Source organism: Adhaeretor mobilis, from assembly GCF_007741515.1.
In the GTDB taxonomy this organism is placed as follows: domain Bacteria; phylum Planctomycetota; class Planctomycetia; order Pirellulales; family Lacipirellulaceae; genus Adhaeretor; species Adhaeretor mobilis.
Genome location: NZ_CP036263.1, coordinates 387,705 through 412,182, shown reverse-complemented (window position 1 = coordinate 412,182; position 24,478 = coordinate 387,705). Strand labels below are relative to the sequence as shown.

The 24,478-nt window shown below is 55.3% G+C and carries 19 protein-coding genes; 5 read left to right on the top strand and 14 right to left on the bottom strand.

The annotated features are described in order from the left end of the window. Positions 1-26: 26 nt before the first annotated feature. Positions 27-251, bottom strand: a complete 225-nt coding sequence (locus HG15A2_RS01580) for a hypothetical protein (protein ID WP_145057171.1) — start codon at positions 249-251, stop codon at positions 27-29. Between the two features lie 133 nt (positions 252-384). Between HG15A2_RS01580 and HG15A2_RS01575 the strand changes: the two genes are divergently transcribed. The 5 genes from HG15A2_RS01575 (at position 385) to HG15A2_RS01555 (ending at position 4,016) form a co-directional block, all read left to right on the top strand. Further along, positions 385-657: a hypothetical protein gene (locus HG15A2_RS01575; RefSeq protein WP_145057169.1), complete on the top strand. Its 273-nt coding sequence runs from the start codon at positions 385-387 to the stop codon at positions 655-657. Further along, positions 654-926: a hypothetical protein gene (locus HG15A2_RS01570; RefSeq protein WP_145057167.1), complete on the top strand. Its 273-nt coding sequence runs from the start codon at positions 654-656 to the stop codon at positions 924-926. The genes HG15A2_RS01575 and HG15A2_RS01570 overlap by 4 nt, the downstream gene beginning before the upstream one ends. A 116-nt stretch (positions 927-1,042) precedes the next feature. Beyond that, on the top strand, positions 1,043-1,465 hold the full coding sequence (locus tag HG15A2_RS01565; RefSeq protein ID WP_145057165.1) for a DUF6876 family protein: 423 nt from the start codon (positions 1,043-1,045) through the stop codon (positions 1,463-1,465). A gap of 720 nt (positions 1,466-2,185) precedes the next feature. Continuing rightward, the gene (locus HG15A2_RS01560) at positions 2,186-2,569 is read left to right on the top strand and encodes a plasmid mobilization protein (RefSeq protein WP_145057163.1); all 384 of its coding nucleotides are present in this window, start codon (positions 2,186-2,188) and stop codon (positions 2,567-2,569) included. After that, complete coding sequence (locus tag HG15A2_RS01555) at positions 2,559-4,016, top strand: relaxase/mobilization nuclease domain-containing protein (protein ID WP_145057161.1); 1,458 nt, start codon at positions 2,559-2,561, stop codon at positions 4,014-4,016. The genes HG15A2_RS01560 and HG15A2_RS01555 overlap by 11 nt, the downstream gene beginning before the upstream one ends. Before the next feature lie 106 nt (positions 4,017-4,122). Here the strand turns inward: HG15A2_RS01555 and HG15A2_RS01550 are convergent, their stop codons facing one another. The 13 genes from HG15A2_RS01550 to HG15A2_RS01490 form a co-directional block, all read right to left on the bottom strand. Beyond that, positions 4,123-4,392 (bottom strand): hypothetical protein, encoded by a 270-nt coding sequence (locus HG15A2_RS01550; protein WP_145057159.1) that lies wholly within the window; start codon positions 4,390-4,392, stop codon positions 4,123-4,125. 102 nt (positions 4,393-4,494) lie between these two features. Next, the gene (locus HG15A2_RS01545) at positions 4,495-6,978 is read right to left on the bottom strand and encodes a heavy metal translocating P-type ATPase (RefSeq protein ID WP_246117852.1); all 2,484 of its coding nucleotides are present in this window, start codon (positions 6,976-6,978) and stop codon (positions 4,495-4,497) included. 75 nt (positions 6,979-7,053) lie between these two features. Beyond that, positions 7,054-9,201 carry a heavy metal translocating P-type ATPase gene (locus tag HG15A2_RS01540; protein ID WP_218932256.1) on the bottom strand — a complete coding sequence of 716 codons (2,148 nt, stop codon included), beginning with the start codon at positions 9,199-9,201 and terminating at the stop codon, positions 7,054-7,056. Between the two features lie 583 nt (positions 9,202-9,784). After that, a complete protein-coding gene (locus tag HG15A2_RS01535) occupies positions 9,785-10,318 on the bottom strand; it encodes a hypothetical protein (protein ID WP_145057157.1) in 534 nt (177 codons plus the stop codon). Positions 10,319-11,113: 795 nt separating this feature from the next. Continuing rightward, positions 11,114-12,595 carry a trypsin-like peptidase domain-containing protein gene (locus tag HG15A2_RS01530; protein ID WP_145057155.1) on the bottom strand — a complete coding sequence of 494 codons (1,482 nt, stop codon included), beginning with the start codon at positions 12,593-12,595 and terminating at the stop codon, positions 11,114-11,116. Positions 12,596-12,650: 55 nt separating this feature from the next. Next, positions 12,651-13,175: a hypothetical protein gene (locus HG15A2_RS01525; RefSeq protein ID WP_246117851.1), complete on the bottom strand. Its 525-nt coding sequence runs from the start codon at positions 13,173-13,175 to the stop codon at positions 12,651-12,653. Positions 13,176-13,230: 55 nt separating this feature from the next. Further along, the gene (locus HG15A2_RS01520) at positions 13,231-13,905 is read right to left on the bottom strand and encodes a hypothetical protein (RefSeq protein WP_145057153.1); all 675 of its coding nucleotides are present in this window, start codon (positions 13,903-13,905) and stop codon (positions 13,231-13,233) included. Between the two features lie 55 nt (positions 13,906-13,960). Then, entirely contained in the window at positions 13,961-17,143 is a 3,183-nt protein-coding gene (locus HG15A2_RS01515; protein ID WP_145057151.1) for an efflux RND transporter permease subunit, read from the bottom strand. 53 nt (positions 17,144-17,196) lie between these two features. After that, on the bottom strand, positions 17,197-18,603 hold the full coding sequence (locus tag HG15A2_RS01510) for an efflux RND transporter periplasmic adaptor subunit (RefSeq protein WP_145057149.1): 1,407 nt from the start codon (positions 18,601-18,603) through the stop codon (positions 17,197-17,199). Positions 18,604-19,411: 808 nt separating this feature from the next. Continuing rightward, the gene (locus HG15A2_RS01505) at positions 19,412-20,830 is read right to left on the bottom strand and encodes a TolC family protein (protein ID WP_145057147.1); all 1,419 of its coding nucleotides are present in this window, start codon (positions 20,828-20,830) and stop codon (positions 19,412-19,414) included. 61 nt (positions 20,831-20,891) lie between these two features. Beyond that, positions 20,892-22,034 (bottom strand): ABC transporter permease, encoded by a 1,143-nt coding sequence (locus HG15A2_RS01500; RefSeq protein ID WP_145057145.1) that lies wholly within the window; start codon positions 22,032-22,034, stop codon positions 20,892-20,894. Between the two features lie 45 nt (positions 22,035-22,079). Beyond that, entirely contained in the window at positions 22,080-22,790 is a 711-nt protein-coding gene (locus HG15A2_RS01495; RefSeq protein WP_145057142.1) for an ABC transporter ATP-binding protein, read from the bottom strand. A 38-nt stretch (positions 22,791-22,828) separates the two neighbouring features. Continuing rightward, positions 22,829-24,454 carry an HlyD family efflux transporter periplasmic adaptor subunit gene (locus HG15A2_RS01490; protein ID WP_145057140.1) on the bottom strand — a complete coding sequence of 542 codons (1,626 nt, stop codon included), beginning with the start codon at positions 24,452-24,454 and terminating at the stop codon, positions 22,829-22,831. Between the last annotated feature and the right edge of the window lie 24 nt (positions 24,455-24,478).

The window sequence follows — 24,478 nt, the reverse complement described above, 5'->3', positions numbered from 1 at the left end:
ACTTCCTTCCGGGTGGCCATAGCGACCTAGCGACTTAGCGACGTAACGCCATCGAGCTGTCGGAACGGATTACGCCCGGCCCTATCTGCGTGCACTGCTACAACAACGAGAGGCGCACGAACCGCGTGATCCGCTACGAAGTCACGAGGAAGCAGTTGGAGAAACTCGCCGAGGATGCCGTGTATTTTGAGCGGGAAGTACGCAACCAGCACTCCAAGGCCGACGGGAGCCGTCGCGAGGGAAAAGTGCATCCCCCAGATTGCAGCAGATCGCTTGCGAGGCTTCGTTGACAGGACTCCTTTTCGATTGCGGTTGAAATGAACCTGCCTGTGCACGGGGTGAGCAGGCTCACTTCAACCTAACCAAACGAAAAGGAGACTTACCATGTCAACTGAAACCACGAAGAACCGACCCGCCGCTGAAATCCGCGGCATGAACGGCCTCAAGGCCACCATCTGGAGCGACGCGACCGAAACCGGCGGGGTCCGCTACAGCGTGCAAATCTCTCGCACGTACCGCAAAGACGAACAGTTCCACGACACCAACTACTTCGGTCCGTCGGAACTCCTGCAAGCCGGGCACCTTGCCTCGCGGGCTTACGACAAGATCGTCGAGCTGCGTGCCGAGCACCGCGGACGCGATCAGGATTCCGCTTGATCTGCGGTTCATCTAGCCCCAAGCGGCCCGGTGGCATTATGTCGCCGGGTCGTTTGCGTGCGCTTGCCGAGGCAATCCTGCGGCGGCGAAACACGTCGACTTCGCGAGGCGAAGCGGCTTCTTATCGACTGACAGCAAGGGCTGCCGAACTGGTGGCGGTTGCCGAGTTGCTTGCGGCTGGTAACGAAGGCCGCGACGAGTTTGTCGCTTGGCTGGTGCAAGAAGGGGCTACGGCTTTGCTGGACCAGCCGTCGGAGGGCAAATCGTGATGCGGCGGATGGCTTTCGCGGTGGCCGTCGCAAGAGCTGTAGTTCTTCTTGGCTGGGGTGACCTAACCCGCGTCAGGGTGAGTAGGTCCACCCCAACCAAGAAAGGAACCACGACCATGACCAACGACGACCAACAAGCGAAAGCCAACCGGCTCCGCCGCGAACTCCTCCACTTCACCGGCGACCTGGAGCGTTGCTTCCACCCCCTCAACCGCCGTGTGATCTACACGCCGGGCGTTCAGTACCTTGCCGAAGAAGCGGGCGCGTACTGGCTGATCGACGCGATCGCCAGCTGGATCGGTTCGCACTCCTTTGTGCAGGCGATACAGCAAGACGAGCGGCTACAGACGGTCCACTTCTGGCGGCTTGAAGTCGATAGCGAAAGCCGAGCGGCAATCCTGACAGCTGTAGCGGACAAGGGCGAATCCGCCTTCATCACGCAGCACATCCCATTCACGGATTTCCCGCTAGCCTCGATCGACGTTTGGTGCGGCTTCGACGGCCGGTACTGGACGCTTTACCTGCCGAGCGAACACTAATCGCTCGGGCGGAGGCCGATCCATCGGCCTCCGCTTTTCTAGTTCGTTCTTCCCTACTTCGCTTCGTTCTGCTCTGAGCTTCTTGCCGGGCTTTGGTGATGGCGCCCACTTGCTCCGGCGTAGCCGGTCGCTGTCGGCACTCGGGCTCGATGAGCCTCGCCGCAGGCTTCGGCCGAGCCTGTCCAGTCGCGAGCAAAAAACTTCTCTCGGCTTATGAAAAAATTCCGTTCGTCGCGTCTGTCGGTGCGTGTCGCGGGTCGGCATCTTATGGCAACCGTGGTCCTACGCGTCGTGGTGCGTTTAAGGTTCTTTGGCGGGGCTTCGTTTTTCGTTTTCGCTTGAAAGTTTGGCGCCGGTGTGAAAGTCTTTGAAAGGACGGGCGGCCAGATGTGTTTTTCGTTCCGAAAAACCCCTCCTCCGAACCCCTGCGGGCTTCTCGGGAGGGTCTGGCCAACGTCGCGTCGTTGGATCACGCGCCGGCGCTCAGTGGGTCACCCCAAGAGCACCGGCCGCCCGTCGAGAGCCTTCCTTCGGCTCGCCACGGGCAAGGGGCAGATCGCCGCCCCCGACCCCACGACCAAACGGACGCCCGTTGGATTAGCGCGAAGGAGCCGTCCTTCGATGCGGGGGGTTTCCGCCGTGCCCCCTGCCCGCCGAGCGGGCGGTGGCTTGGCGAAAGGCGGACCCAAAGGTCCGCCGCTACGAGCAAGGAGACGAGCGATGGCTCGACCCAAAAAACAACCTCACGAACGTCGCACCGCTTCGGTGAGAAGCGACCTCACCGTCGCCGAGAAGTGCTACGTCCAGGAGCAAGCGGCGCTCGCCGGCTTGAGCGAAGCCGAGTACACCCGCCGGCGGGTGCTCGACTACGCCGTGCGGGCCGTTGCCGGTCCCTCCGCTTGTGATCCCGCTTTGGTGAGTGAGATCAACCGCTTAGGACGCGAAGTTAGCTCGCTTGGCAACCTAGTAAACCAGGTTGCCTTGTACTGTCATACCGAGCGCCGGTTGCGGCCCGAATGGGGGCTATTGCCGAACGAAATCAAGCGGTTAGGCCGCTTGGTTGAAGTGAAGCTTGAGGAGGTTGTCCGTCCCGATGGTCCCTAAACTCCACAAGAAGGCTTACAGCTTCCGCGGCGTCGCTCGCTATGTGCTCGGCGAGCGGGACGCCCCCTCCTCCGAGCGTGTCGCTTGGACCGAGGCGATCAACCTCAGCACCAAGAGCCCCGACATGGCTTGGCGGGTGATGGCCGCTACAGCGATGGATCAGGCGCGGCTGAAGCGCGAAGCGGGCATCCCAAACACCGGGCGCAAGAGCAAGCTGTGCGTGCAGCACTTCACTCTCTCTTGGCACCCCGAGGAAGCGGATGGCTTGTCGCAAGCCGAAATGATCCGCGCCGCGCGGGCGATGCTGCGGGTGATGAAGGCGCACGATCATCAAGCTCTGATCGTCGCGCATGACGATCAGCCCCAGCCGCATGTCCATGTGCTGCTTAACCGGGTGAACCCAGACGATGGCCGCCTCCTCTCTTCGAGCTTCGAGAAGCTGAAGGCGTCGCGGTGGGCGCAGAAGTACGAGGAAGAACGTGGCAAGATTTACTGCGAAGAACGAGTGCTCAACAACGAAGCTCGCGATCGGGGTGAGTACACCCGGGGCGACAAGGATGACCCGCGGCACCTGCACGAGGCCCTCGAAGCGGCGAACGACAACGACGCTCGGCAGCGGCTGCTCGAAGAGCACCGGCTGAAGTCGCGGCAGCTCAAGGAAGCAGCACGCCGGCTCGAAGCAAAGTGTGACATTGGGCTGGCTGACTTGGAAAAAAGCTACCAAGTGCGGCGGCGCGAGGTGGTGAGCCACTGTCGGCAAGCGGTGGCTCGGGGCCGCAAGCGGGTGCGTGAGCGGTGTCGGCCGCTTTGGCAGCAGTTGCGGCATGAGCAGGCGGCCGAACGCCGGGCGCACGAGCTACGTGAGGAGCGGGTTTCGGGCCGCGTACAGAACGCGCTGAAAGCGATTGACTTCGGGGCCCTGGTTGGCGGGCGAGTGGCTCGCCAAGGGCGGGCAAAGACGATCGGTGAGGTGTTTCAGCTGCTGAGCGACGCGGGGGCCCGCGCCGAAGCGATGAAGCAAGAGCATCAGCTAGAGAGCCAAGCGTTGCACCGTCGGCAGAAGCGGGCCGAACAGCGATCGGCTAGTCGCCTGCGGCAGCGTCGTGATGAGTTGCTGGCTGCTGCGGGGCGTGCCTACCTCGCCGAACGCAACGATCGCTTGCTCGTGCACGGCATGGAACGGGCCAAGTTACGGGCTCAGTGGCTTGAGAAGGGTCGTAAACTGCGCGGTGAGATCGAACGGCTGCGGCGTGAGCTAGAGCCAGCCGATCGCCGTTCGAGCCCCTACCCCACAGTCGAGAAGCAGACAAAGCCAAGCGACTTGCTACCGGCTCGTAACGCAGCGGCGGTAGCGCGGCGGATCGATCAGTGGCGGGAGTTGCGAAGCAAATCTCCCAGTCGCGGCTTCGGTGCTAGGCGGGGTCGTGACGACGAGCGAGAGCGGTAAGATGGCTCTTCGCTCGGACTCACAGGGGCAAAAGCCGGGGGCGTTCTTGGCTGCTTGCTGTCCGTCGAGTAAGCCGATCGCTGATCTCCCTCCTCAGACAGGAGGGTCACACCTTTGCACTTAGCAGCAACACGCTAAGTGCCCCCGGACGGTTGTCCTTGGTCACGAACGAGAACCCTTCGGAATTCGTGGCATCGTCAGATTGACGACGTTTTGGGCCGTCTTCTTCCTGCGGTCGGTGAACACCACCGATGCGGCTTAGTTTGTCGCCGTTCACGCCGCGGTTGATGCAACCGCCTTCGCGACGCAAACTGCGAAGCTCGCAGAGGTCAAGAGCACCGAATGCAGATTGAGGGGTTGCACATATGCCTCCCACGTAGTTTCGTCCTGATCGCCCAAGGTTCACTACTCATGGAACGCGGAAGCCTGATTCAATTAAGGTGGGAAAATATGCTTGAGTTCTATGACTATCCTCCATTCAGTTTCTAGGTTTGTAAGCCAATAGTCGTAGTGCATTAAAAACGACTACCAGCGTGCTGCCTTCATGAAGAGCGACCGCCGGGCCAATGTTGAGGCCGAAGATGGTTGCCGGTACGAGGAACGCGACCATACCGAGACTCATCCACAGGTTTTGGCGGATGATGCTGCGAGTCGCGCGACTTAGTCCTATAGCCAGCGGTAGGTGGTCGAGGTTGTCGGCCATCAACGCGACATCAGCAGTTTCCAAGGCAACGTCACTTCCGGCAGCTCCCATTGCGATTCCGACGGACGCGGATGCCATTGCGGGAGCGTCATTGACTCCATCGCCGACCATTGCGACGCCAGCTTCACTGTTCAGTTTCTTGATTTCAGCTACCTTATCTTCGGGCATCAGATCGCCACGAGCTTCATCGAGTCCGACGGCTTTGGCGACCGCATCGGCGACTTGCTGGTTGTCACCGGAGATCATGATCATCCGTTTAACGCCGAGTTCTCTCAGTCGCGAAATGGTCCGTTTGGCCGCTTCACGCGGTGTATCCATCAGACCAATCACACCAAGATAGCGGTCGGCGTGACGAACGATCATAGTCGTGCGCCCTTCACGCTCTAGTGACTCGACCAATTCGCGAATGGCGTCCGGCAGCGGCGAACCTTCAACTTCGCTAAACAGATCATCTTTGCCAATGTGAGCCAACTGACCTTCGACCTCAGCTTGAATTCCGCGTCCCGTAATACTCTTGAGGTTTGTTGCCTCGGGAACATCGACGCCGTCGCTCAATTTCTCTCGCCCGTCGCGCACCACGGCTTGGGCGAGTGGATGCTTGCTGAGGTCTTCAACAGCTATCGCAATACGAAGAAGCTCTGATTCCTTTATGCCGTTAGCTGCACGCACGTCCGTAACCCGAGGTTTGCCTTCGGTGAGAGTGCCCGTCTTGTCGAAAGCAACGGCATCGAGTTGACCGAGACTTTCCAACGGACCACCCCCTTTGACGAGTACACCTCCGCGAGCAGCTCGGGCGACTCCGCTGAGTACAGCACTGGGCGTAGCAATTGCCAGTGCGCAGGGACTAGCTGCAACCAGAACCGCCATAGCTCGGTAGAAGGATGCGGAAAATGGTTCGTCGATCACAAGCGGTGCAAACAACAGCAGCAGGACAGTTACAATCACCGACGGGACGAAGTATTGCTCGAAGCGTTTCGTGAATTTCTGAGTTGGTGAGACACGGGTTTCCGCTTCGCTGACCATTGTCACGACGCGAGCAAGCGTATTCTCGGCAGCCGTCTTCGTGACTTGAATCTCGATGGCTCCGGCTTGATTGATCGTGCCGGCAAAGACTCGATGTTCGGGAGCGATCGCTTCCGAGTCGGCTGCGGCGGCTTCCGCGTTCGGTACAGGACGCTTATCGACGGGCACGCTCTCGCCGGTGATTGGCGCTTGATCGACACTCGACTCCCCTTCAATGACAAAGCCGTCGGCAGGGACTCGTTCATCAGGTTTGATGACGACGATGTCTCCAACGACTAACTCTTCAACCGGAACTTCCGTTTCAGTTCCATCGCGTCGAACGCGAGCTGTTCGTGGTGCGAGTTCCGAGAGTGCTTCGATCGCGCGTTTGGCACGCCCCATAGCGTAGCCTTCCAAGGCGTGGCCAATGCTGAACAGGAACAATAGCAATGCGCCTTCGGCCCATGCTCCCAAAGCAGCGGCACCGGCAGCGGCGACGATCATTAAGAAGTCGATCTCAAATTTACCCGCCCGAATCTTCTCAATCGCCTCGCTAACGGTGTAGTAGCCACCGAAGAAGTAGGCAGCGATGTAGCAGCTAAGTGGAATCCATTCGGACATTTCTGCAAACGTTTCGATCAGCCATCCGACCAGTAGCAATGCGCCGCAGAGGATAGCGAAAATCAGTTCGGACTTTGGCCCAAAGATACCGTCGTGAGCATGATCGTGACCGGTGTGGTCGCTGTCGGAATCGTGAACGTGATCTTCGTCTTCTTCGTGATCGTCTTTCCTTACACGTCCATTCTCCGCCGTAGTTTTCAACCAGTCGGCGAGTGCGCTGCGAACGCTCGATTCATTTGCCTTCTCGCGGTCAAACTCAACCCGCACAGCGCCATCTGGGGAGACGACGACTTCAAGGACACCATCGACTCGGTGTAAGCGTGACTCAATTGCACTGGCGCGTCGAGCGTGCATTGGAGAGAGCGTTGTGTACCAGTGCCCGTACCGCTGCTCGATGTCCGCCCCGACTCGGCGTGCTAGTTCGCGCACGTCTGCAAGTGATACCACATTCGGATCGAAGTGGATACAGAATTCACCCGGAGTGTTCTGATTGTCGTGCACCAAATGCGCTGCATCAACGCCCTGTTTGGCAGTGAGCAGCTCGATAAAGCGTTGGATGCATTGGTCTTCAGCGTACTCGACACCGGAGACCACTAAACGAATTTCCAGTTTTGTCTTGTCGATTATTGGTTTCATATTATTGCAACTTCTCATGACTAAAACTAATTGACCAGGACCTCCAATAACTTGTGCGTTATCGCATTTTTTAACTCACACTTTGAGCAACCGCAGTCCGTTCCCTATCACCAGCAATGAGGCTCCCATGTCGGCAGCGATGGCGGCCCAGAGTGAGGCGAACCCGGCGAACGTTAGCACCACAAATAGCACTTTGATGGCCAGTGAGAATCCGATGTTTTGACGTATAATGCGCAGCGTGCGACGGGAATGGTAGATCAACCACGGCAACTTAGAGAGATCGTCCGACATCAGAGCGATGTCAGCAGTCTCAATGGCCGCATCGCTTCCGGCGGCACCCATTGCGAGTCCTAGTGAGGCTCTGGCCAGCGCCGGAGCATCGTTGACTCCGTCGCCGATCATGGCGACGTATTTATGTTGCTTGACCAAATTCTCGATGGCTGTGACTTTGTCTTCGGGCAATAACTCGGCGTAGACTTCGTCGATTCCTGCTTCAGCAGCAATCGTTTTGGCAGTGCCTTCATTGTCACCAGTCAACATCACCAGTTTTTCGATACCGGCAGCGTGCAGTTCGCTGATGGCATTGCGAGTCTCCTTGCGGATTGCATCAGCAAGTGTGATGAAACCGCAGATGTGTTCGTCATTACCTACAACGACGACTGTTCGCCCCGCTTCCTGCATGGATTCAAGCTGATCGTGAACTTCAGGTGTTTCCTGTTCGCGTTGTTCCAAGTAGCGATGCGACCCCAGCCAAAATGGCTTTCCGTTGACTACACCTGCCGCACCCTTGCCCTGAATCGTTTCAAAGTTTTCGGCTGGGGCCAACTCGATGTTTCGTCGTTTTGCCTCGTCGACAATTGCACGCGCGAGCGGATGATTGCTATTGAGTTCCAAGGCACCGGCTCGCATCAGCAGTTCGGCTTCATTGTGTCCATTCATCGGTACGACATCCACTACGGCGGGCTCTCCCTGAGTAAGCGTACCTGTCTTGTCCATTGCAATGGCTTTCAGTTGAGCAGGCAATTCGATAAACACTCCGCCTTTGATTAGCACACCGTTACGGGCAGCCGATGCCAACGCAGCCACAACACTAACGGGCGTCGAAATTACCAGCGCACACGGACAGGCGATGACTAACAGCACCAGCGAGCGATAAAACCAATCCGACCACTGACCATCGAAAGCTAGCGGTGGGATCACCAGCATCAGCAATGCCACGATCATCACCACTGGCGTGTAGACAGCCGCAAACTTCTCGACCCACTTTTCCGACGGGGCGCGTTTGGAACCGGCGTCACCTACCATCTTGATGATGCGTGCCAGCGTCGTATCGTCGGCGGCTTTGGTCGTTTCGATTTCCAGCAAGCCATCGCCATTGATGGTTCCGGCAAACACTTCGTCGTCGGATTCTTTTTCAACAGGAACGCTTTCTCCTGTGATTGGAGCCTGATTAACACCGCTAACGCCGCTGATGACTCTACCATCCAGAGGTATCTTCTCACCAGGACGTACGACGACTGTAGAACCAACGGGCACATCTGCCGGAGCCATATCCTTGACATTACCACTTTTTTCGTCCCGGAAGTGTGCCGTGGGCGGCGATAAATCCATCAGTGACGCAATCGCTCGGCGCGCTCGGCCAACACTCCACGATTCCAGCAACAAGGAGAAAGAGAATAGAAACGCAACCGTCGCTCCCTCAAACCATTCGCCGATCAACACCGCTCCGATTACGGCCACCGACATCAGCAGGTTCATGTCGGGTCGCAGCGAAACGAGTGATCGCCACGCCTTTGGCAGCACCATCACGAGTCCAGCAACAATGCCGATGACGTACAACACGATTGATACCAGTGGAACGGCATCCGTATTGCTGGTACTCCACAATTGCAGAATTAAACCCGCAAATCCGAACATCCCACTGACAGCGGTTAATAGCGAACGTTGATGCCGTTCCCAGAACGATTGGTCCCGAGTCGCGACATCATCGCGCCGCCACGACTCCGACTTCAGACCAGTTCGCTCAATCGCATTAAGCACATCCCCGTAAGTCACATCCAGCGACGAAGTATCCACCGTCAACTTCCCGTTGAGCAAATCAAAGCCGAGCCGATCTACATCACCCAACAGCGGAACCAATTCACGCTTGAGAAGTGATACCTCCTCAGCGCAGTCCATGCCACGGATGCGTAATTGGTATGGTTCATCTGTCGCTCGACTCATGTGTTCTTCCTCACCTCTCGATTTAGGGGAATTGACCTCGATCGCATCTCACGCCTAATCCATCCTGACATTTTTAATTCCAATGTCTTTCGTGCCAATACGCAAGCATGACATCATTAGGATACATGAATGGATGCACTGGATGTGGAAGTTTTCTATTACGGCATCTTGCTCGAAAAAGATGCCAGCAGCAGCGACCTTCACTTTGATTAATTCTCGAAAACCGTTCATAGGTCGTTCTATCGAGTTGCAATTCTTCAAACCACAAAGGCATAGTGAAAGCTTTGCACTGGAGTGGCAGGGGGTAGCCCCCCTGCCACTTGGTGCATTTCGCTTCCATCTAGCAAGGCGTAGCTCGCCAACTTCTACGGCCCGCAACTGGGGCAACCTCCTCCCGGGCGATGGTTCTTGTTGGTTGATTGACAGCCCGTCGCCGCGATGCATAGTACGACTGCGACGAGTAACGTAAAAACACCTAGTTTTGGCATCTGCAAATTCCTCCTTGAAAAAAGTCAACTCGATAGCAACGCCCACCGCGGGCGAAGCAATTGGGTTACAGTAGGTCTTGGTTCCAAGAAATGAATTAAGCAGAGATTCGGCTTACTATCTTTCTTGTGGTAGGACCGATGCCTGCCGCGCGTGGCGCAATGCGACTCTGCAACGCGTCGATCAGCGAGTGCAGTATGCCGCCGTAAACGATGATGTCGTCGACACCGGCCATACTGAGCCACTCGTCCAGCGCACTGGGTCGCTTCGGCGTGTAGATCCACACCGATCTGTAGGCGTCGATAATTCTCAACTTGGCAGAGGTTAGCCAAGCACTTTCGCCCGGCTGCGTGCCGTTGATGAGTACAAGCTCCGCCTTATGGCGAACTACCTTGCCTGCGAGTTCCGTCGCGCTTTCGGCTCGGTAAGTGACCAACCCATATTCCTGCAACAGTGCCGCAATAGAGGCATAAACCTCATCGCGAAACTCGACGACGATGACAGCTCCAATCGCTTCGCTGTTGCGACTATTTTCGCGAGGTTGAGGCCGTCTCAGGTCATTGGAACGACAAAAACCAACAGATTTAACATGGCTTTCAACACCGCGCAGCGCGCATGCATTAGTAAACATGACAAACTCCTTTTTAACTTGGCTTGAAATTGCGAAGACGCGCTGAGCATGCCCACCAAAGCGGGGGAAGAATCACACGAACGATGGCGGCGATGCGCGCGGACGCAACAAGAATCAATTGGCAGCGTGGATACCTGTAAACGAGTAGCTAAGTCAGCGACTCATTTAGAGGCTTGGAAGCCATTATTCAAGCCAAGAAGCGGCAGAAGAGGACGCATGTGTCCAGTGGTGACCAGGAATCGGTCGCCCGAGCAAAGCGGAGTTGCCTTAGCGACGAAGGCGTGTGCATAACCGCTTCATAGGGTGCATAAACGACCGCAACTTGCAGTAGTTCAATCAACTCCGGAGTACCATCCGCAGGGGGCGGAATTGCACCGAAAGGAGCCGGATGACATTGGCACTTGCAAGGTTGCGAGGGAATCGAGCTTTTATCGCGACTAGCGGTGCAGCACGATGCAGAACATTCGGCACAGACAACAGTATCGTGATGGCCGCTCAGATTACCACGGCAGGCACAGGATGTAGAACACTTCGTAGGACTCTTTGAGCAGACGCATTGCCCTGCCTGTACCGTCTGGCACAAGAGCACGACCGCTAGGCATAAAGCCACGGCCTTTCGGACCATATTTATACGTCGGAACATACTAACGCCAACATCAGTCGAAGCGGAATGGACGGGCATCACTAAGTATCTGTCGTCGAGTCGTTATGGCTTGCATGACTTCAATTCTTCAAATCGGTTCCAAGCCTTCTACAAAATCAACTCTTAACCATGCCTTTCGGCACGATAGCAACTTACGGCACTTCAAACACGACAAGATGTTTCCCCTTGTCAGAGCGAATCAGCATCAACACCGGAACGCCGGCTTGCTCGTTGCTAACCGCTACTTCGTAGCTTTTGGGATCAACCGTCGCGTGCCTGTTGTAGCGCACAACGACCATTCCTGCAGCAAGCCCCTCTTTATAAGCTGGACTTCCAATCGCAACCTCAGTGACGAGAGCGCCCTTCTGATCTAACGGAATACGCAACTCTCTAGCCACGTCTTGCGTGAGTGTGGCGAGTCCCAGGCCCAGTGACTTGTCAAAATACTCGCAGGATGTCTCGGCATGGACGTTAGCCGATATTTGAGTATTAGTTCGTTCAAGAGGATAACTTGTCATCTCAATTTCAACGGCAATCGAAGTCCCATCACGCAATACTGTAAACCCATGCTTCTCACCTGGCCTCGGCTGATCGAACAGTTGCTCAGGCCGAAACGATTCGTCGATTGGCTGTCCATCAAAATGAGTGATGATGTCGCCTTCGGAGATACCGCCAATCGAAGCGGGAGAGCCTTCCTCGACGTCTTTAACGTAGAGTCCACCAGCAACCGGTAGCTCTAGCTGTTTCGCCAAGTCGGGGGGAAGCTTCTGAGTTTGACAGCCGAGATACGCTTGTAAGGGTGGCGCTTCGTTATTCAGCGAACTGATAAACTCTTTTGCTTGGTTAACAGGAATTGCCAATCCGATGCCTTGAAACTCCTTACGCGAGCTAAAGCCCCCGGTAATAATGCCAATCACTTCTCCATCGAGATTGAGTAAGGCACCGCCAGAACTACCCGGATTAGTTGCGGCATCATTCTGAATCATGGGCCGGGGAATCCCCGGCACCCATCGGTCCATTGCACTTACGATGCCAGCGCTCACCGAACGCTTGAGTTCGTAGGGATTTCCCAGTGAAACAACCCAATCACCGATTTCCAACTCATCGGAATTGCCCAAGCGAACTGGGGCTAGTTCTCCCGCTCCCTCAATCCGCAACAGGGCTAAGTCCGCTTCAGGATCGGCATACACTTCGACTGGCTCAAATCGGCGACCGTCCGGTAGGACCACGAACACGACATCAGCCCCCGCTACAACGTGGTGACACGTCAGTATCAATCCCTGCGAATTGACGACGATCCCAGAGCCTTGCTCATCGGGCGAACTCTCATTGGGATAGGATACTGCCGGGGACGTTTCTTGCAAGCTAGGATGCTTCTTGCCACGCCTCGACTCCAGACGCCTCCACTCGGCAGTCTCGTGTGGCCCACGCATGGTGTAAATCGTGACCAGCCCAGGTGTCGCTCGATCTGCCGCTTCGCGGAACTCGGTCGATAGTATCTGCGCTGTCGAGTCCTCCTTTTTCTCAGTCGCGTGACTTGGCTCAGCAGAGTGGGCGAAATGCTGATCGCTGATAAGCGAGCCACCTATTATCACAGCAGTGAGCAATGTCCTCGCTACGATGACTCCGTTCATAGCAATCCTCCTTTCCTATAGTTTAGGGTCAAAAACACAACGCTGTCGCTCTGTGTCAGTGATCATGCCCTTCGTGATCAGCCTCGTCGTGGTCGTGTGCAATCTTGCCGCGAAACTGCTTGCCACTGATAGTTACCACGAGCTGAGCTTCTGCTCCTTCGTGATCAAGGTCTTCGGCGAGTTCAGCATCGGTCGACGTGAACCGTGAAGAGAGACCGGTCGGATCGCTCACATCAGGAGTAGCGGTAAGCCTGAACTGCTCCGCGCTTCCGTCGTGGCTGAGGTTGATAAGAAGCTCTGGTCCGTCAATGGGTATGGCGTTCTTTGCAGAGGAATCAAGCAAGTAGATGGTTACGGTTCCGGCTGCATCATCATGCACCAACTCCGCGTGATACTCCTCGTTGCCGAGTTCAATTAGCCCGCCGTGATGCGGGCCTTCACTGGGGTGATCGTGAGCATCGACGGTCGCGGGTGGCGCGCTCCCAACGGTACCGTCCTGTGACTGCCCACAGCCGATGACTGTGAGCAAGAGAACGCTGAGGCTAGCAGTAGGAATAGCAAGTAAACGTGAAAGCTTCATGATTTTCTCCAGAGTGTTTGTAGTGATAAAAAACGGGACAAATAGGTAAGGGAATCTAGTGGTCGTGGTGGTCTTTGTGCTGGACCTCAAAACCCACCGACTCCAGCCACTTGGTCCAGGCGGCAGCCACCTTGTGGTTAGGGAATTCGACAGCAGTCCATTCGGGGCATACGAAACGAATATCTGTATGCCCAGCGTGGCCAGTCTTCTCAATTTGGCAGCGGAGTGCCTGTGTCAACACGATAAACTCGTCGGCCTGTTCGAGCTGATCAAAATGCTGAGCGACCCAAGCCGGAGCGCGGTACAGGACGACATCGCCGTGGGCCTCTGCTTTGCCTTGCCCATGACCATGCCCTTCGTGATGGGAGTGCTTATCGTGGTCGGGGCTGTGTCCGTGAATTGTCTCAAAGCCGGCTGCTCTCAGCCAATCTTCCCATTGGTGCGCAAGTACATCTGATTCAACGCGTAAAGGCTGCCAGCCGCGTAGGCGATAAGCCACGTCGATGTGGCCATCGTGCCGGTCCGTTCGCACCTCAGCACCAAGTTTTTTTAGAGCGTCCGTATGCTGCTGTGCCTTCGCTTGGTCCTCGAAGTGTTTTGTCTGCCAATCACTAAGCCGATGGGCAATCACAAATTCTTGTTTGCTTTCCTTGCGTGCTGACTGGGCCTGCACGCCACTGACAAGCAAGGGGTTCAGCAAGGCGAGCACCAGCAATACCAGGGTTTTCATTGTTTTCCTCCTTGGGTAACTATGCCGGAATGGCAGAATGGTTAGCAGAACGGCGTTAGCCGACTGCAATCGACTCCTCTTCTACTAGTTCAATGTGTTCTTGCCCCGCCTCAACTACTTGTTTGGCGGCGGATATGCCAACGGTCCAAAACAGTGCTGGTCGAACGAGAAACTCCAAGAGCGTACTCGTCACCAGTCCGCCAATAATTACCGTCGCTACTGGGTAAAGGATCTCTTTGCCCGGCTCACCCGCAGCCATAGCTAGCGGCACGAGACCGATGCCCGAAGTCAGTGCCGTCATCAACACTGGTGCGAGACGATCCTTACCAGCGTGGACCACCATATCGCGTGTCCACCCTTCACCTTCGTACTTCACAAGGTGCAGATAGTGATTGATCAACAGAATGCCGTTACGCGAGGCAATCCCGCACAAGGAAATAAAGCCAACCATGCTGGCTACTGTCAGTGTTTGGTCAGTTAAGTACAACGATGCCACGCTGCCGATAAACGCCATTGGCAGCGCCACCATGACTTGCAGCGCAAGATTCGCAGAATGAAACATTTTGTAGAGCACTAAGAACATGCCGACGAGCGACACGGCAAACAAAATAGCGATCATCCGAGAAGCCGACTGCTGGCTCTCAAATTGGCCGCTGAACTCCATGAAGTATCCAGTTGGAAGCTCGTCGCGTACTGGCTCTAGTCGCTGCTTCATTTCTTCGACAACGTCAACGAGGCCTCGTCCCGAAACGTTACATTGCACGACGATGCGTCGCCGTACCTGCTCGCGATTGACTGTGTTAGGTCCGCCTGCCTTGTAGACGCGGGCAACATCTTCCAGTTTGACGCTGCCACCATCGGGCAGTTCAATTTGCAGGCGTTTCAGAGCTTCTAAATCCTCTCGAAACTCTTCGCCGAGTCGAACCATCAGGTCAAACGTCCGCTGCCCGTCAAGTACCTGTGAAATGACCTCCCCCTGCATCGCCGTCTCAACAAACTCGTTCACGTCGCTACGACGTAGTCCAAACGTCTTGAGCTTCTTGCCGTCGGCTTCGATGCGAAGCTGAGGAATGATGACCTGCTGTTCGACCTGCAAGTCGCGAATGCCCTCAATATCGGCTATCGTTGCTTCTATCCCTTTTGCTTGCCGACGCAACTCATCAAGATCATCGCCGAATAATTTGATGGCGACTTGGGCTTTCACGCCCGAAAGCATATGCGAAATCAGATGCGCAAGCGGTTGTTCGACGGCGGTGACAATACCTGGGATATCGGCGAGCGCCTCACTAATCGCTTCAATGACCTCTTCGCGAGATCGTTCGGTATTCGGATCGACGGTAGCAACGAACTCGGACACATTGACTCCCTCCGCATGTTCGTCGAGTTCGGCTCGACCTGTTTTCCGCACGAAGGCGACGAGGTCATCGAGCTGAGCAAGACGCTGCTCAACACGGGCGGCGACTTTGTTGGATGTTGCTAAAGACGTGCCTGGAGGGAGCAAAACATTTATCTGCACAGCGCCCTCATTGAAGGGGGGTAAAAAATCGTTTTCGAGCCGTAGGAGAGCCCACCCCGAAATGCCAACCACTATCGTTGCAAGCACGAGAATCGGCCAAGCAACCCGCAAGCTAAGACGAATCACTTTGTCGGCAACGGCTTTGAGGCCACGCAATAAAAGACTATCTCGCTCTTCACCCTCTGTACTAGAACCGCGTAACAGCCAGTAACTCAGTACAGGCGTAACCGTCAAAGAGACAAAAAGGGAAGAAGCAATTGAGACAATGTACGAAATTCCAAGTGGCGTAAAAAGTCTGCCCTCCATACCGGTAAGAGCAAACAAAGGGATAAACACCAACATGACGATGATCGTGCCGTAGACAATCGAATTGCGTATCTCAACGCTCGCTTGAAATACAACAAGTAGCTCGGGCTTCGGTTGCTTTGACTGACGGTTCTCACGGAGCCGCCGGAAGATATTCTCAACATCGACAATAGCGTCATCGACCAATTCACCGATTGCTACTGCCAGACCGCCGAGCGTCATGGTATTGACGGATAATCCAAAAGCCGCGAACACCATTGCCGTAATGACGATCGACAAAGGAATGGCTGTCAGAGTGATCAACGTTGTCCGCACGTTCATCAGGAAAAGAAAGAGAATAATCACGACGAGGATAGCCCCATCACGAAGTGCTTCTACGACGTTCTCAATCGCAAGGTCAATGAACTCTTTTTGCTGGTAGAATTCCGGCAGAATCCGCACGTCGCTCGGGAGTGACGCACGCATTTCTTCCAAGGCAGCAGTGACTGCGTTGGTGACCGCGCGTGTGTCGGCATCGGGCTGCTTGAGGATAGTCAGCACGACCGAACGACCGCCTACCATTTCGCCTTGGTCATTTCGAGCAAACGCAGAGCTATCCCCCCGCTTGACCTGAGCCCCTTCTTCGATGCGTGCGACTTGCGAGAGCGTAATCGACTGACGATTTCTCTGTTTGATGACAATGTCGCCAATTTCTTCAAGAGATTGCACTCTTCCCAAGGATCGTACGAGAAACTCGCTTGGTCCTTGCTCATCGAGATAACCACCCGCAGTGTTCTGATTGCTGTCCTCGATAGCTTGTTTGACATCATGGAGGGTTACACCAAAACGCAGCAGCAAGTCAGGATCGACCAACACCTGAAACTGCTTGCGGTCGCCCCCCATGACGATGACTTGCGAGACGCCGGGAATGGTAAGTAGACGTTGGCGAATAACCCAGTCGGAGAGCGTTCGCAACTCCATAGGGGTCGTGTCGCCATCGGCTGTCACGCCAACGATCATGATCTGACCCATAATCGAGGAGATGGGCATAAGTTGTGGTGACACGTCTGCCGGCAATATGTCGCTGGCTAAAGCCATTCGCTCCGCGACTATCTGCCGATCGTTGTAGATATTGGTTCCCCAGTCGAACTCAACATAGACGACTGATAAGCCAATACCTGAAGTCGTTCGCACGTCTTGCACCCCTGTCGCCCCGTTTAGCACGGTTTCGATAGGGAAAGTGACCAGCGTTTCAACCTCTTCCGGCGCTAGACCATGCGCCTCGGTCATGACAACGACGCGAGGACGATTGAGATTGGGGAAGACATCAATCGGCAACTGGGTCGCCTGCCATCCGCCGTAAGCAAGCAGGAGAATCGCAGCAGCGATCACTAAGAGGCGGTTGTGAAGAGCAAATCTGATTATGGCATTAAGCATGGATAGGTTTACCGAAGGGAGCAGTCGATTCAGTCAGTGCAACTAGCTACTCGTTAGTGATTGTGTCCTGCATGGGGATCGACTCCGCCCCCGGCCTTATTCTTTAGCGCTAGGTGCATTTGAAATGCGCCATCGCCAGCAATTATGTCTTGCGGATAGAGCGCTCCATCGTTGGCGATAACAACGGATTGTTGGTCCCTATAAAGCACATGAACCGGCACCTGATCGAAGTGGTCCCCATTCTGGCGATAGGTATACGTCTCAGCTCCTTCATCGACGACGGCTGCTACCGGAAGCACGAGTTGCTTCTCCCAGGTCTCGACAGGGACACGAATTTCCATTCGCTGTCCTGGCTTATACTGCCACTCAAGAAAACGCTTCTCTCCTTCGGTGCGATCAAGTGCGATCTTGTTGGGAAGTCTCAAATAAACTTTCAACGCGCGAGAGGTCGGGTCTATTTGGTCGGCAACGTAAAGAATTGCCAAGCCTTTTACTTCAGCACCTTGAGAGTCGCCTCGCAACAAACGGGCGTTGACGTTCCTTCGCTCGCTAGCCGCCTCCCTGATTTCGGCGGCATCGTCTTCAAACGCGATGCCCTCGACATGCAACTCGCAGTGGTCGGCCAACACAGCAAGTTCGCGGCCAACCTCGATCTGTTCGCCTTTTGAAATACCCAGCCGTTGGATAGTGAAAAGGTGTGGCCCTTGGCAAGCCTCTTCTGTGTCAGAGTGTTCGGGCGCGTAGACAGTCAGACTGTGGAATAGTTTTCGTGTAGTCCGAATGGCTTGCACTTGCTCATCACTGAGGCCATGTAGCAGCATCGCCTGCTCTTCTGCCAATAACGAAACTTCTAGCTTCTGCCTTTCGTACTGTTGTTCCAAAATGCGTTTTCCGGCGATGACACCTTTTCCAAGCCCCTCAAGGCGTTTGATTTCACTATTGACGATCTCCAGATTGGCGCTCGTTGTGAGATAATCACGTTGAGCATTGACCAAATCTTCGTGTGTTAAGCGAAGCTCAAATAGCGGCTCACCAGGGCTGATTGCCTGCCCATTGGCTGCGTATATTCTCGTGACGATGCCGGTTAGCGGGGCTGTGATGTGAATTTGGGAACCACCCGGTCGCTCGACAACAATTGCGGGGAGCGTAAGGGTGCGTTCATAGTCAGTTGGTTCGATAACATAGGGCATAAAACCAATGTTCTTCAGGCCCTTATCGCTCAGCTCGATTGTGGCGGCATCGTTGTGCCCCGCCTGACCGTGGTTGTGGCCTGCGTGTGGATCAGCTTCTTGTTGGTCGCTGGAACTACCCGCATTCATGCCGCTAGAGTTGAGATAGGGCATCCACTTGCTCTTGGTCGCGAAAGCGCCGATACCGAGCGCTAGCAGACAGCAAATGCCAATCAGGTAGACAATCCATCGCTTTGAGGATGCTTTTTTGTTTTGTTTAGGGGCGGCCATAGCCGATGCTCCGCGAGTCTACGTCCCGCGCATAGCTGCACGGCTAGACGCGTTGATGGATTGAGAGATAACGCCGACCGTAATCGGTCAACGAAGATAAAACCGCTCAGCAAGAGAAGAGACTATCTGTGACTTTGCTATAGGCTGCAAAGCTAGTCTCGTGAGCGGCTCAAATAAGAAGAATGCCCAACGCTAGGTGCGAGCGCATCGGTAGCGCCACTGTCCGTTCGCCGCTAGAGTACAGCCACGATGTGGTACTAGAAAGGTTGATTGAGGTTGAGAGCGAATCAAGTGTCGCAAACACGGTGAAGCTCGCGTCAAACTCCGGTAGGTTCATCCGCTGCGAGTCACCAGAAGTCCACTTGCAATTCTGGTGACGGCATTCGTGAGGTGCCGCTGGCTCGGATTCGTGATCACACTCATCGCTGGAAATTGCAGCAACGTCATGAGAACGGTCGCTGTGAACACCTTGCTCGCCTGGATGAGAATGGTCGTGTTGATGCTCTATTGAGTTCGTAGCCAAGCTGGTGTGTGCGTGCGCGCATCCCAAACTTCCACTCGCGTGGAGTCCATGCGTACAACAGCCCAGCAGAGCGTGAGCCAACAAGGACGCTGCGACGATGATGCTAAGTACAGGACGCAATAGAGTGCCTAAACAATGAGTTTACGGAACCAGGATTGATGTGGTTACTGACTTTCTACCTGCCAAAGGTACAAGCCTAAGTATTCTATGGTTTCTCGGTTTAGCTGCAATATCAAGTCAATGCGAGGCGTTTCCAATTCTGGCCTGCCCCGAAATGTCGCGGAATCACCGATCCAGTGTCGTCTCAAGGCTTCCCTCCAGCAGTAGTCCCTCAATGCGGACGTAGCTCTGCCAGAGATTACCTACGGCATCCAGGTAAGCAAGGTTCGTTTGCGAGAAGGTTTGCTGGGCTGCCAGCAGATCGAGGTACCCGACTTCTCCTTGTTTATAGCCTTTCTGAACTAAATCAAATGTTTTCTGCGATCGAGGCAGGATGTCGTTGCTATACGTCTCCGCCGTAACTTGAGCGTCAGAGTATTCCTTAAAAACGCCAGCAAGTCGGCGTTTGAGATCGAGTTCTACGCGGTCGACGTTGCGAACCGCCTGAGTAATCTCTGCCTGAGCTTGTCGAATACCGCCTTGGTTGCGATTCCAGAGGGGTATTGGCATCCCTACTTGGACACCGGCAATTGTGTCGTCGGTGCTATCGTCGTACTGCACACTAACCTGCGTACTAACGTCGGGGACCGCTTCGACGCAAGCCCGGCTCAACGCTCGCCTAGCTCGGTCGACTTCCGACATTGCTGCGGCGACCTCTGGGCTTTCGGTTTGCAATCGAGCGAGCTGCTCTTGCCAATCGAGGGACGCTGGCATTTGTCCAATGTCGCCAGCAAGCGGCTGAGCAGGCAGGTCAACGCCCCCTGCTACCGAAGAAAGCCTCCGCCACGCTCGTGACAGCCCGTTCTCGGCGGTTCGCAGCAAAACCAGGGCGTTCTGCTGCTGGACTTCGGTTTGCAACAAGCCAGCCAGGGGAATTTCCTCAGCCTCAACGAGGGCCTCGGATGACATAACGGCTTCGCCGGTGATGCGAACTAATTCTTCGGCTAACTCGACGCGACGCTGAGCAAGCAGTGCTTCGTAGTAGCCTTGCCGTACGTCGGTTTGTACGCGTCGCTGCGCGGCTGCCAACTGCTGTTCGGCCTTAGCAATTTCTGCGCTCACGATCGCTCGGTTTCGCTGGAGCTTTTTCCCAGTGATAAAGTCTTGACCGACAAACGCGCCTTGCTGTCCGGCTGCGCCATCGTTGCCGATTTCACCTGCCACATAGCCTGCCGTTGGGTTAGGCGGTAGCCCGACTTGAACCCATTTGCCTCGTAGGGCACGCACGCGTGCCTCAGACTGAGCAATTGTCGGATTGTTCGACAACGCCATCTGCTCAAGCGATTCCATCGACAATCCCTCAGCAGGAGGGAGCCGCTGTGGGGTTTGGGTGTTTGCAAGTGACTGAGTGGATTCGCTAACCGTTGACGGTTGAATCAACTCTGGAGAAACCAATTCCTGGTACTCGACCTGTTTGATCGCTTCCGCAGAAGCTATTCCCGTGTCATCACCAGCACCCTTGAGCGAAGCCACCTCTTGTGGCCCGGAAGCGCAGCCAGTCGCCAATAATGATATTGCAACCAAGAAGCTTATGTAATTTGTCATCCATGACCTCCCTGTGTCATTTATCGGTTGGTTCACCACGACGTTGCACTCTTTGCGAACTTTAGGCGTGGCGTAAAGCGGGTACGATTTCGGTGCGTGAAGCGTGCCATCCTGGTGCCAACCCTGCTAGCACGCCAACTGCCACCGCCACGACTAGACCTTGCATAGCTAGGGACAATGAAGGCTCAAACGCAATGGTGACGCCTTCAGCGGCGACCGACATGCCAGCTGAGGACAAGAGCAATACGCTCCCCGCTACACCTAGGATGCCCCCAAGCGTGCTGAGCAGCAGACTCTCAGTCATTACTAAGCTAAAGACTCGCAGAGGACGAAGACCCAACGTCTGTAGTACCGCGTGTTCTTTGATGCGGTCCTGTACGGACATCACCGTCGTCGTCGCCACCAGCGAAAGCACTAAGCCAACGCAGGCGTAGCCGAGCCAATGCACAAAGCCAATGAGTTCCGCGAGATCGGCCAACGTATCGGCTTGGAACATCCCCTTAGTGCGAGTGGTCGTACCGACCGGACCAGCGTGAAACTCTTGATCAATCTGTTTTGCCAGAGCCTCTGGGTCGGCAGTGTCGTTCAGATGTACTTCTAGCATGGTTACGGTGCCCACATCGTTTGCTCCCCGTGCCCTTTGCAGAAAATCAAGCTGAGTGAAAATAAGGTTATTCTCGGCGGCAGCGGGCGACTTGAACACGCCTTGCACAACAACCGACACATCGCCGATGGTAAACTTATCGCCAACGCTTAAGCCTCGCCGTGTGGCGACATCAATGCCAACGAGGGCGGCGTCGTCTTGGCCAGAGAAGGCTGACCAATTGCCCGATTGCAGATCAATGTCTCTCCAGGCCTTCAACTTTTCCGGCTGCACACCTTGAAACACAATCGCATCAAGGCTGGCTCGGCAGTTGTTCGTAAACACTTTGACCGGCACGACATCTTGCACACCCGGCAATTTTGCGATGGTGCTTTCGTAGTCCTGCGGTAGCCGACTACTCTGCGGGCAGAATCGGTTTTCTTGGAAGACAATCAGGGTCCGTCCAGCATCGTCGCCTGAAGTCAAAGCGAGCATCCCTTGCTGCACGGCCCCTATAAAGCAAAACACCAGTAGCGCCACCGCAGTACCGCTCACTGTGAGTAGCGTTCGAGCGCGGTGACGCCACAAACTTTTGAAAACGTAGGGGATGAATTTAAGCATGACTCGGCGGTCCTCAGCTTTATTGCTGCAACTATGGTGCGTAGGTTAGGCGGTGTGTAGTTTGGCGGTTTGGAGTTCTTTGCCGTTCTCCATCAGTCGCCCCCGCTCCAACCGGATGCGGCGTCTTGCTCGTGCGCCTGCATCCGCATCGTGCGTGACCATTAACAGTGTCATGTTGAGTTCTTCGTTGACACGGCTGAGTAGTTGAAGAATCTGTTCGGTCGTCTCGTCGTCAAGACTGCCGGTTGGCTCATCGGCGACGACCACCGTGGGATTGGCGACGATTGCTCGCGCGATACCGACCCGTTGCTCCTGGCCGCCCGACATTTGACGTGGGTAGTGCGTGGCCCGCGAGGTGAGGTCGACTGCTTCCATTGCAATCTCAACCCGCTTACGTCGCTCGCCCGACGACATCGGTAGCAGCAGCAGTGGCAACTCGACGTTTTCATAAGCCGTTAGCACGGGAATGAGATTGTGCGTCTGGAATATGTAGCCAATGTGGGCAGCTCGCCAGTCGGCAAGCTTGCCGCGAGAGAGCTTCGTGATGTCGGTCCCGGCGACAATGATCTCACCCGCGGTAGCTTGGTCGATGCCAGCGATCAAATTCAAGAGTGTACTCTTGCCCGAACCGCTGGCCCCCATGAGCGAGACATAGTCGCCTTCCTCAATCGACAGGCTAACGCCGTCCAAGGGACGAATCGTTTCCTCGCCGTTGGCGTATTCTTTGGAAACATCAATGACTTCGACTAATGGCATGGGATTATCCTTTTTTTGAGCGGGCAGCCAGTGTTAAGCTAGTTAGAAACTGAGGCGGTCCGCGTGGCAGGTTGACCACCGCTCGGGTTCCATTTTCCGGTCGAGAGCGTTCGGTCTTCGCGAGTAACGCGAACACGAGTTCCTTCAGCCACGGATTCACGTCCGGCAACAATCAGTTTGTCAGTCGGCTGGAGTCCGCTTGTCACTTCGACTAGCCCGCCTTCGGTTGAACCGGAAGCGATTTCAATCGATCGTTGCTGGGCGATACCAGTCGTAAGGTTCGCAAGCCAAACTGTAGTTCCTTGCTCCCCACTCGCGACCAATGACTGCGGAACAAAGAGCCGCAACGGCGATTCATCACCATCGTCTTGAGCAACTGGAGAAGGTGGTGCTAGGAAGGTCACCTTGCCCAGCATTTCAGGCTTGATAACTTCTGGTGGATCGATCACGGCAACCTTCACTTGCAACGTATTCTTTTGAATATCCGCGAGCGTGGTAACCGAAATCACTTCACCTTGAATTGAGTTTGCCAAAACAGCAGTTTCAATAAGCGCTGGCTGGCCGATTAGAACTTGTGGAACATCCTCCAATCGCACATCGACGCGAATCTGGAGCATGGCAGGGTCGTAAAGGCTGACAACCGAACTTGACCCCTGTTCTGAGTGAGGATTGATTCCTGAAAGCCGTTGGCCAGGCCGAGACTGCACACTCAGTACCCGTCCAGCAATCGGCGAACGTACTACCATGCGTTGCAACCGAAGTTCGGCGGTTTCAACTGCTAGCTGAGTTTGCTGCAAGCGCGCTTTCATGACGGCGAGATTGGCTTCGGCGTCCGCCAAAACGCGTTTCTCTTCGCTTAGAAGCCTGAGCTTATGGGCAAGTGCAGCCTTCTTTTGTCGAAGCGATTCAAGTTGTGCCTTCAGAGTTGGTTCGCGAGCCTCTAGCTCTCGCACGGCGTTACTGGCAGTTGCCAATTCGGCCTGCGCTTCCCTTAAGACACGGCCAGTGATCGCGTCACCGGCAGCTTCTTTGCGTCGGACATTCTCAGCAGCCAATTGTTGCCGGGTTCTAGCCGCCTGCACGGCGAAAGGTAGGTTTTCGCGTTCACGCTGTACCTGCGACAACATCGCCTCAGCATCAGCGAGCGCCGCTTGCTGACTAACCGGCATGGCGAGATTGGTCTTCGCGGCAATAAGATTCCCTTCCGCCCGGCGTACCTCCGCTTCTTGCATCGTGTGACTAGCTTTCGCCTCGGCCAATGCAAGATTAGCATCTGTATTAATTAGCCGAGCAACGGCCTCTCCTTTCTTTACTTGCTGACCTTCAATCACCAGCAAATCTTCGATCACTCCTGGAGCTAGCGCCGACACAGTGACAGGCGTTGGCCTTGGCTCAACCCAACCAGCCGCCTGAAACAGAGGCGTTCCTTCCTGCTTGATCTCGGCTCGACTAACCACCACCGGGGTGATTGTGATCGACTGAGCAGGTAGAAAGCTGTCTCTTGCCGCCCAGCCGAAGAGGCCAAGGAAACCCACCAGGATTCCTAGCGGCAGGACGTACTTGGTGAACCAAGAACGCTTGGAACGCACCGACGTTTTTTTAGCTGGCGTACCGCGATCAACAGCCAACTGGCTCAAATCGAGTTGTGATGATTTCTCTGACATGATTCTCGGATGCCTTTCGCACCA

Bases quoted from the DNA above. Each gene is read 5' to 3' on its own strand.
- HG15A2_RS01580 (WP_145057171.1), bottom strand. From the start codon at position 251: ATGCACTTTTCCCTCGCGACGGCTCCCGTCGGCCTTGGAGTGCTGGTT.
- HG15A2_RS01575 (WP_145057169.1), top strand. From the start codon at position 385: ATGTCAACTGAAACCACGAAGAACCGACCCGCCGCTGAAATCCGCGGC.
- HG15A2_RS01565 (WP_145057165.1), top strand. From the start codon at position 1,043: ATGACCAACGACGACCAACAAGCGAAAGCCAACCGGCTCCGCCGCGAA.
- HG15A2_RS01560 (WP_145057163.1), top strand. From the start codon at position 2,186: ATGGCTCGACCCAAAAAACAACCTCACGAACGTCGCACCGCTTCGGTG.
- HG15A2_RS01555 (WP_145057161.1), top strand. From the start codon at position 2,559: ATGGTCCCTAAACTCCACAAGAAGGCTTACAGCTTCCGCGGCGTCGCT.
- HG15A2_RS01545 (WP_246117852.1), bottom strand. From the start codon at position 6,978: ATGAAACCAATAATCGACAAGACAAAACTGGAAATTCGTTTAGTGGTC.
- HG15A2_RS01540 (WP_218932256.1), bottom strand. From the start codon at position 9,201: ATGAGTCGAGCGACAGATGAACCATACCAATTACGCATCCGTGGCATG.
- HG15A2_RS01535 (WP_145057157.1), bottom strand. From the start codon at position 10,318: ATGTTTACTAATGCATGCGCGCTGCGCGGTGTTGAAAGCCATGTTAAA.
- HG15A2_RS01530 (WP_145057155.1), bottom strand. From the start codon at position 12,595: ATGAACGGAGTCATCGTAGCGAGGACATTGCTCACTGCTGTGATAATA.
- HG15A2_RS01525 (WP_246117851.1), bottom strand. From the start codon at position 13,175: ATGAAGCTTTCACGTTTACTTGCTATTCCTACTGCTAGCCTCAGCGTT.
- HG15A2_RS01520 (WP_145057153.1), bottom strand. From the start codon at position 13,905: ATGAAAACCCTGGTATTGCTGGTGCTCGCCTTGCTGAACCCCTTGCTT.
- HG15A2_RS01515 (WP_145057151.1), bottom strand. From the start codon at position 17,143: ATGCTTAATGCCATAATCAGATTTGCTCTTCACAACCGCCTCTTAGTG.
- HG15A2_RS01510 (WP_145057149.1), bottom strand. From the start codon at position 18,603: ATGGCCGCCCCTAAACAAAACAAAAAAGCATCCTCAAAGCGATGGATT.
- HG15A2_RS01505 (WP_145057147.1), bottom strand. From the start codon at position 20,830: ATGACAAATTACATAAGCTTCTTGGTTGCAATATCATTATTGGCGACT.
- HG15A2_RS01500 (WP_145057145.1), bottom strand. From the start codon at position 22,034: ATGCTTAAATTCATCCCCTACGTTTTCAAAAGTTTGTGGCGTCACCGC.
- HG15A2_RS01495 (WP_145057142.1), bottom strand. From the start codon at position 22,790: ATGCCATTAGTCGAAGTCATTGATGTTTCCAAAGAATACGCCAACGGC.
- HG15A2_RS01490 (WP_145057140.1), bottom strand. From the start codon at position 24,454: ATGTCAGAGAAATCATCACAACTCGATTTGAGCCAGTTGGCTGTTGAT.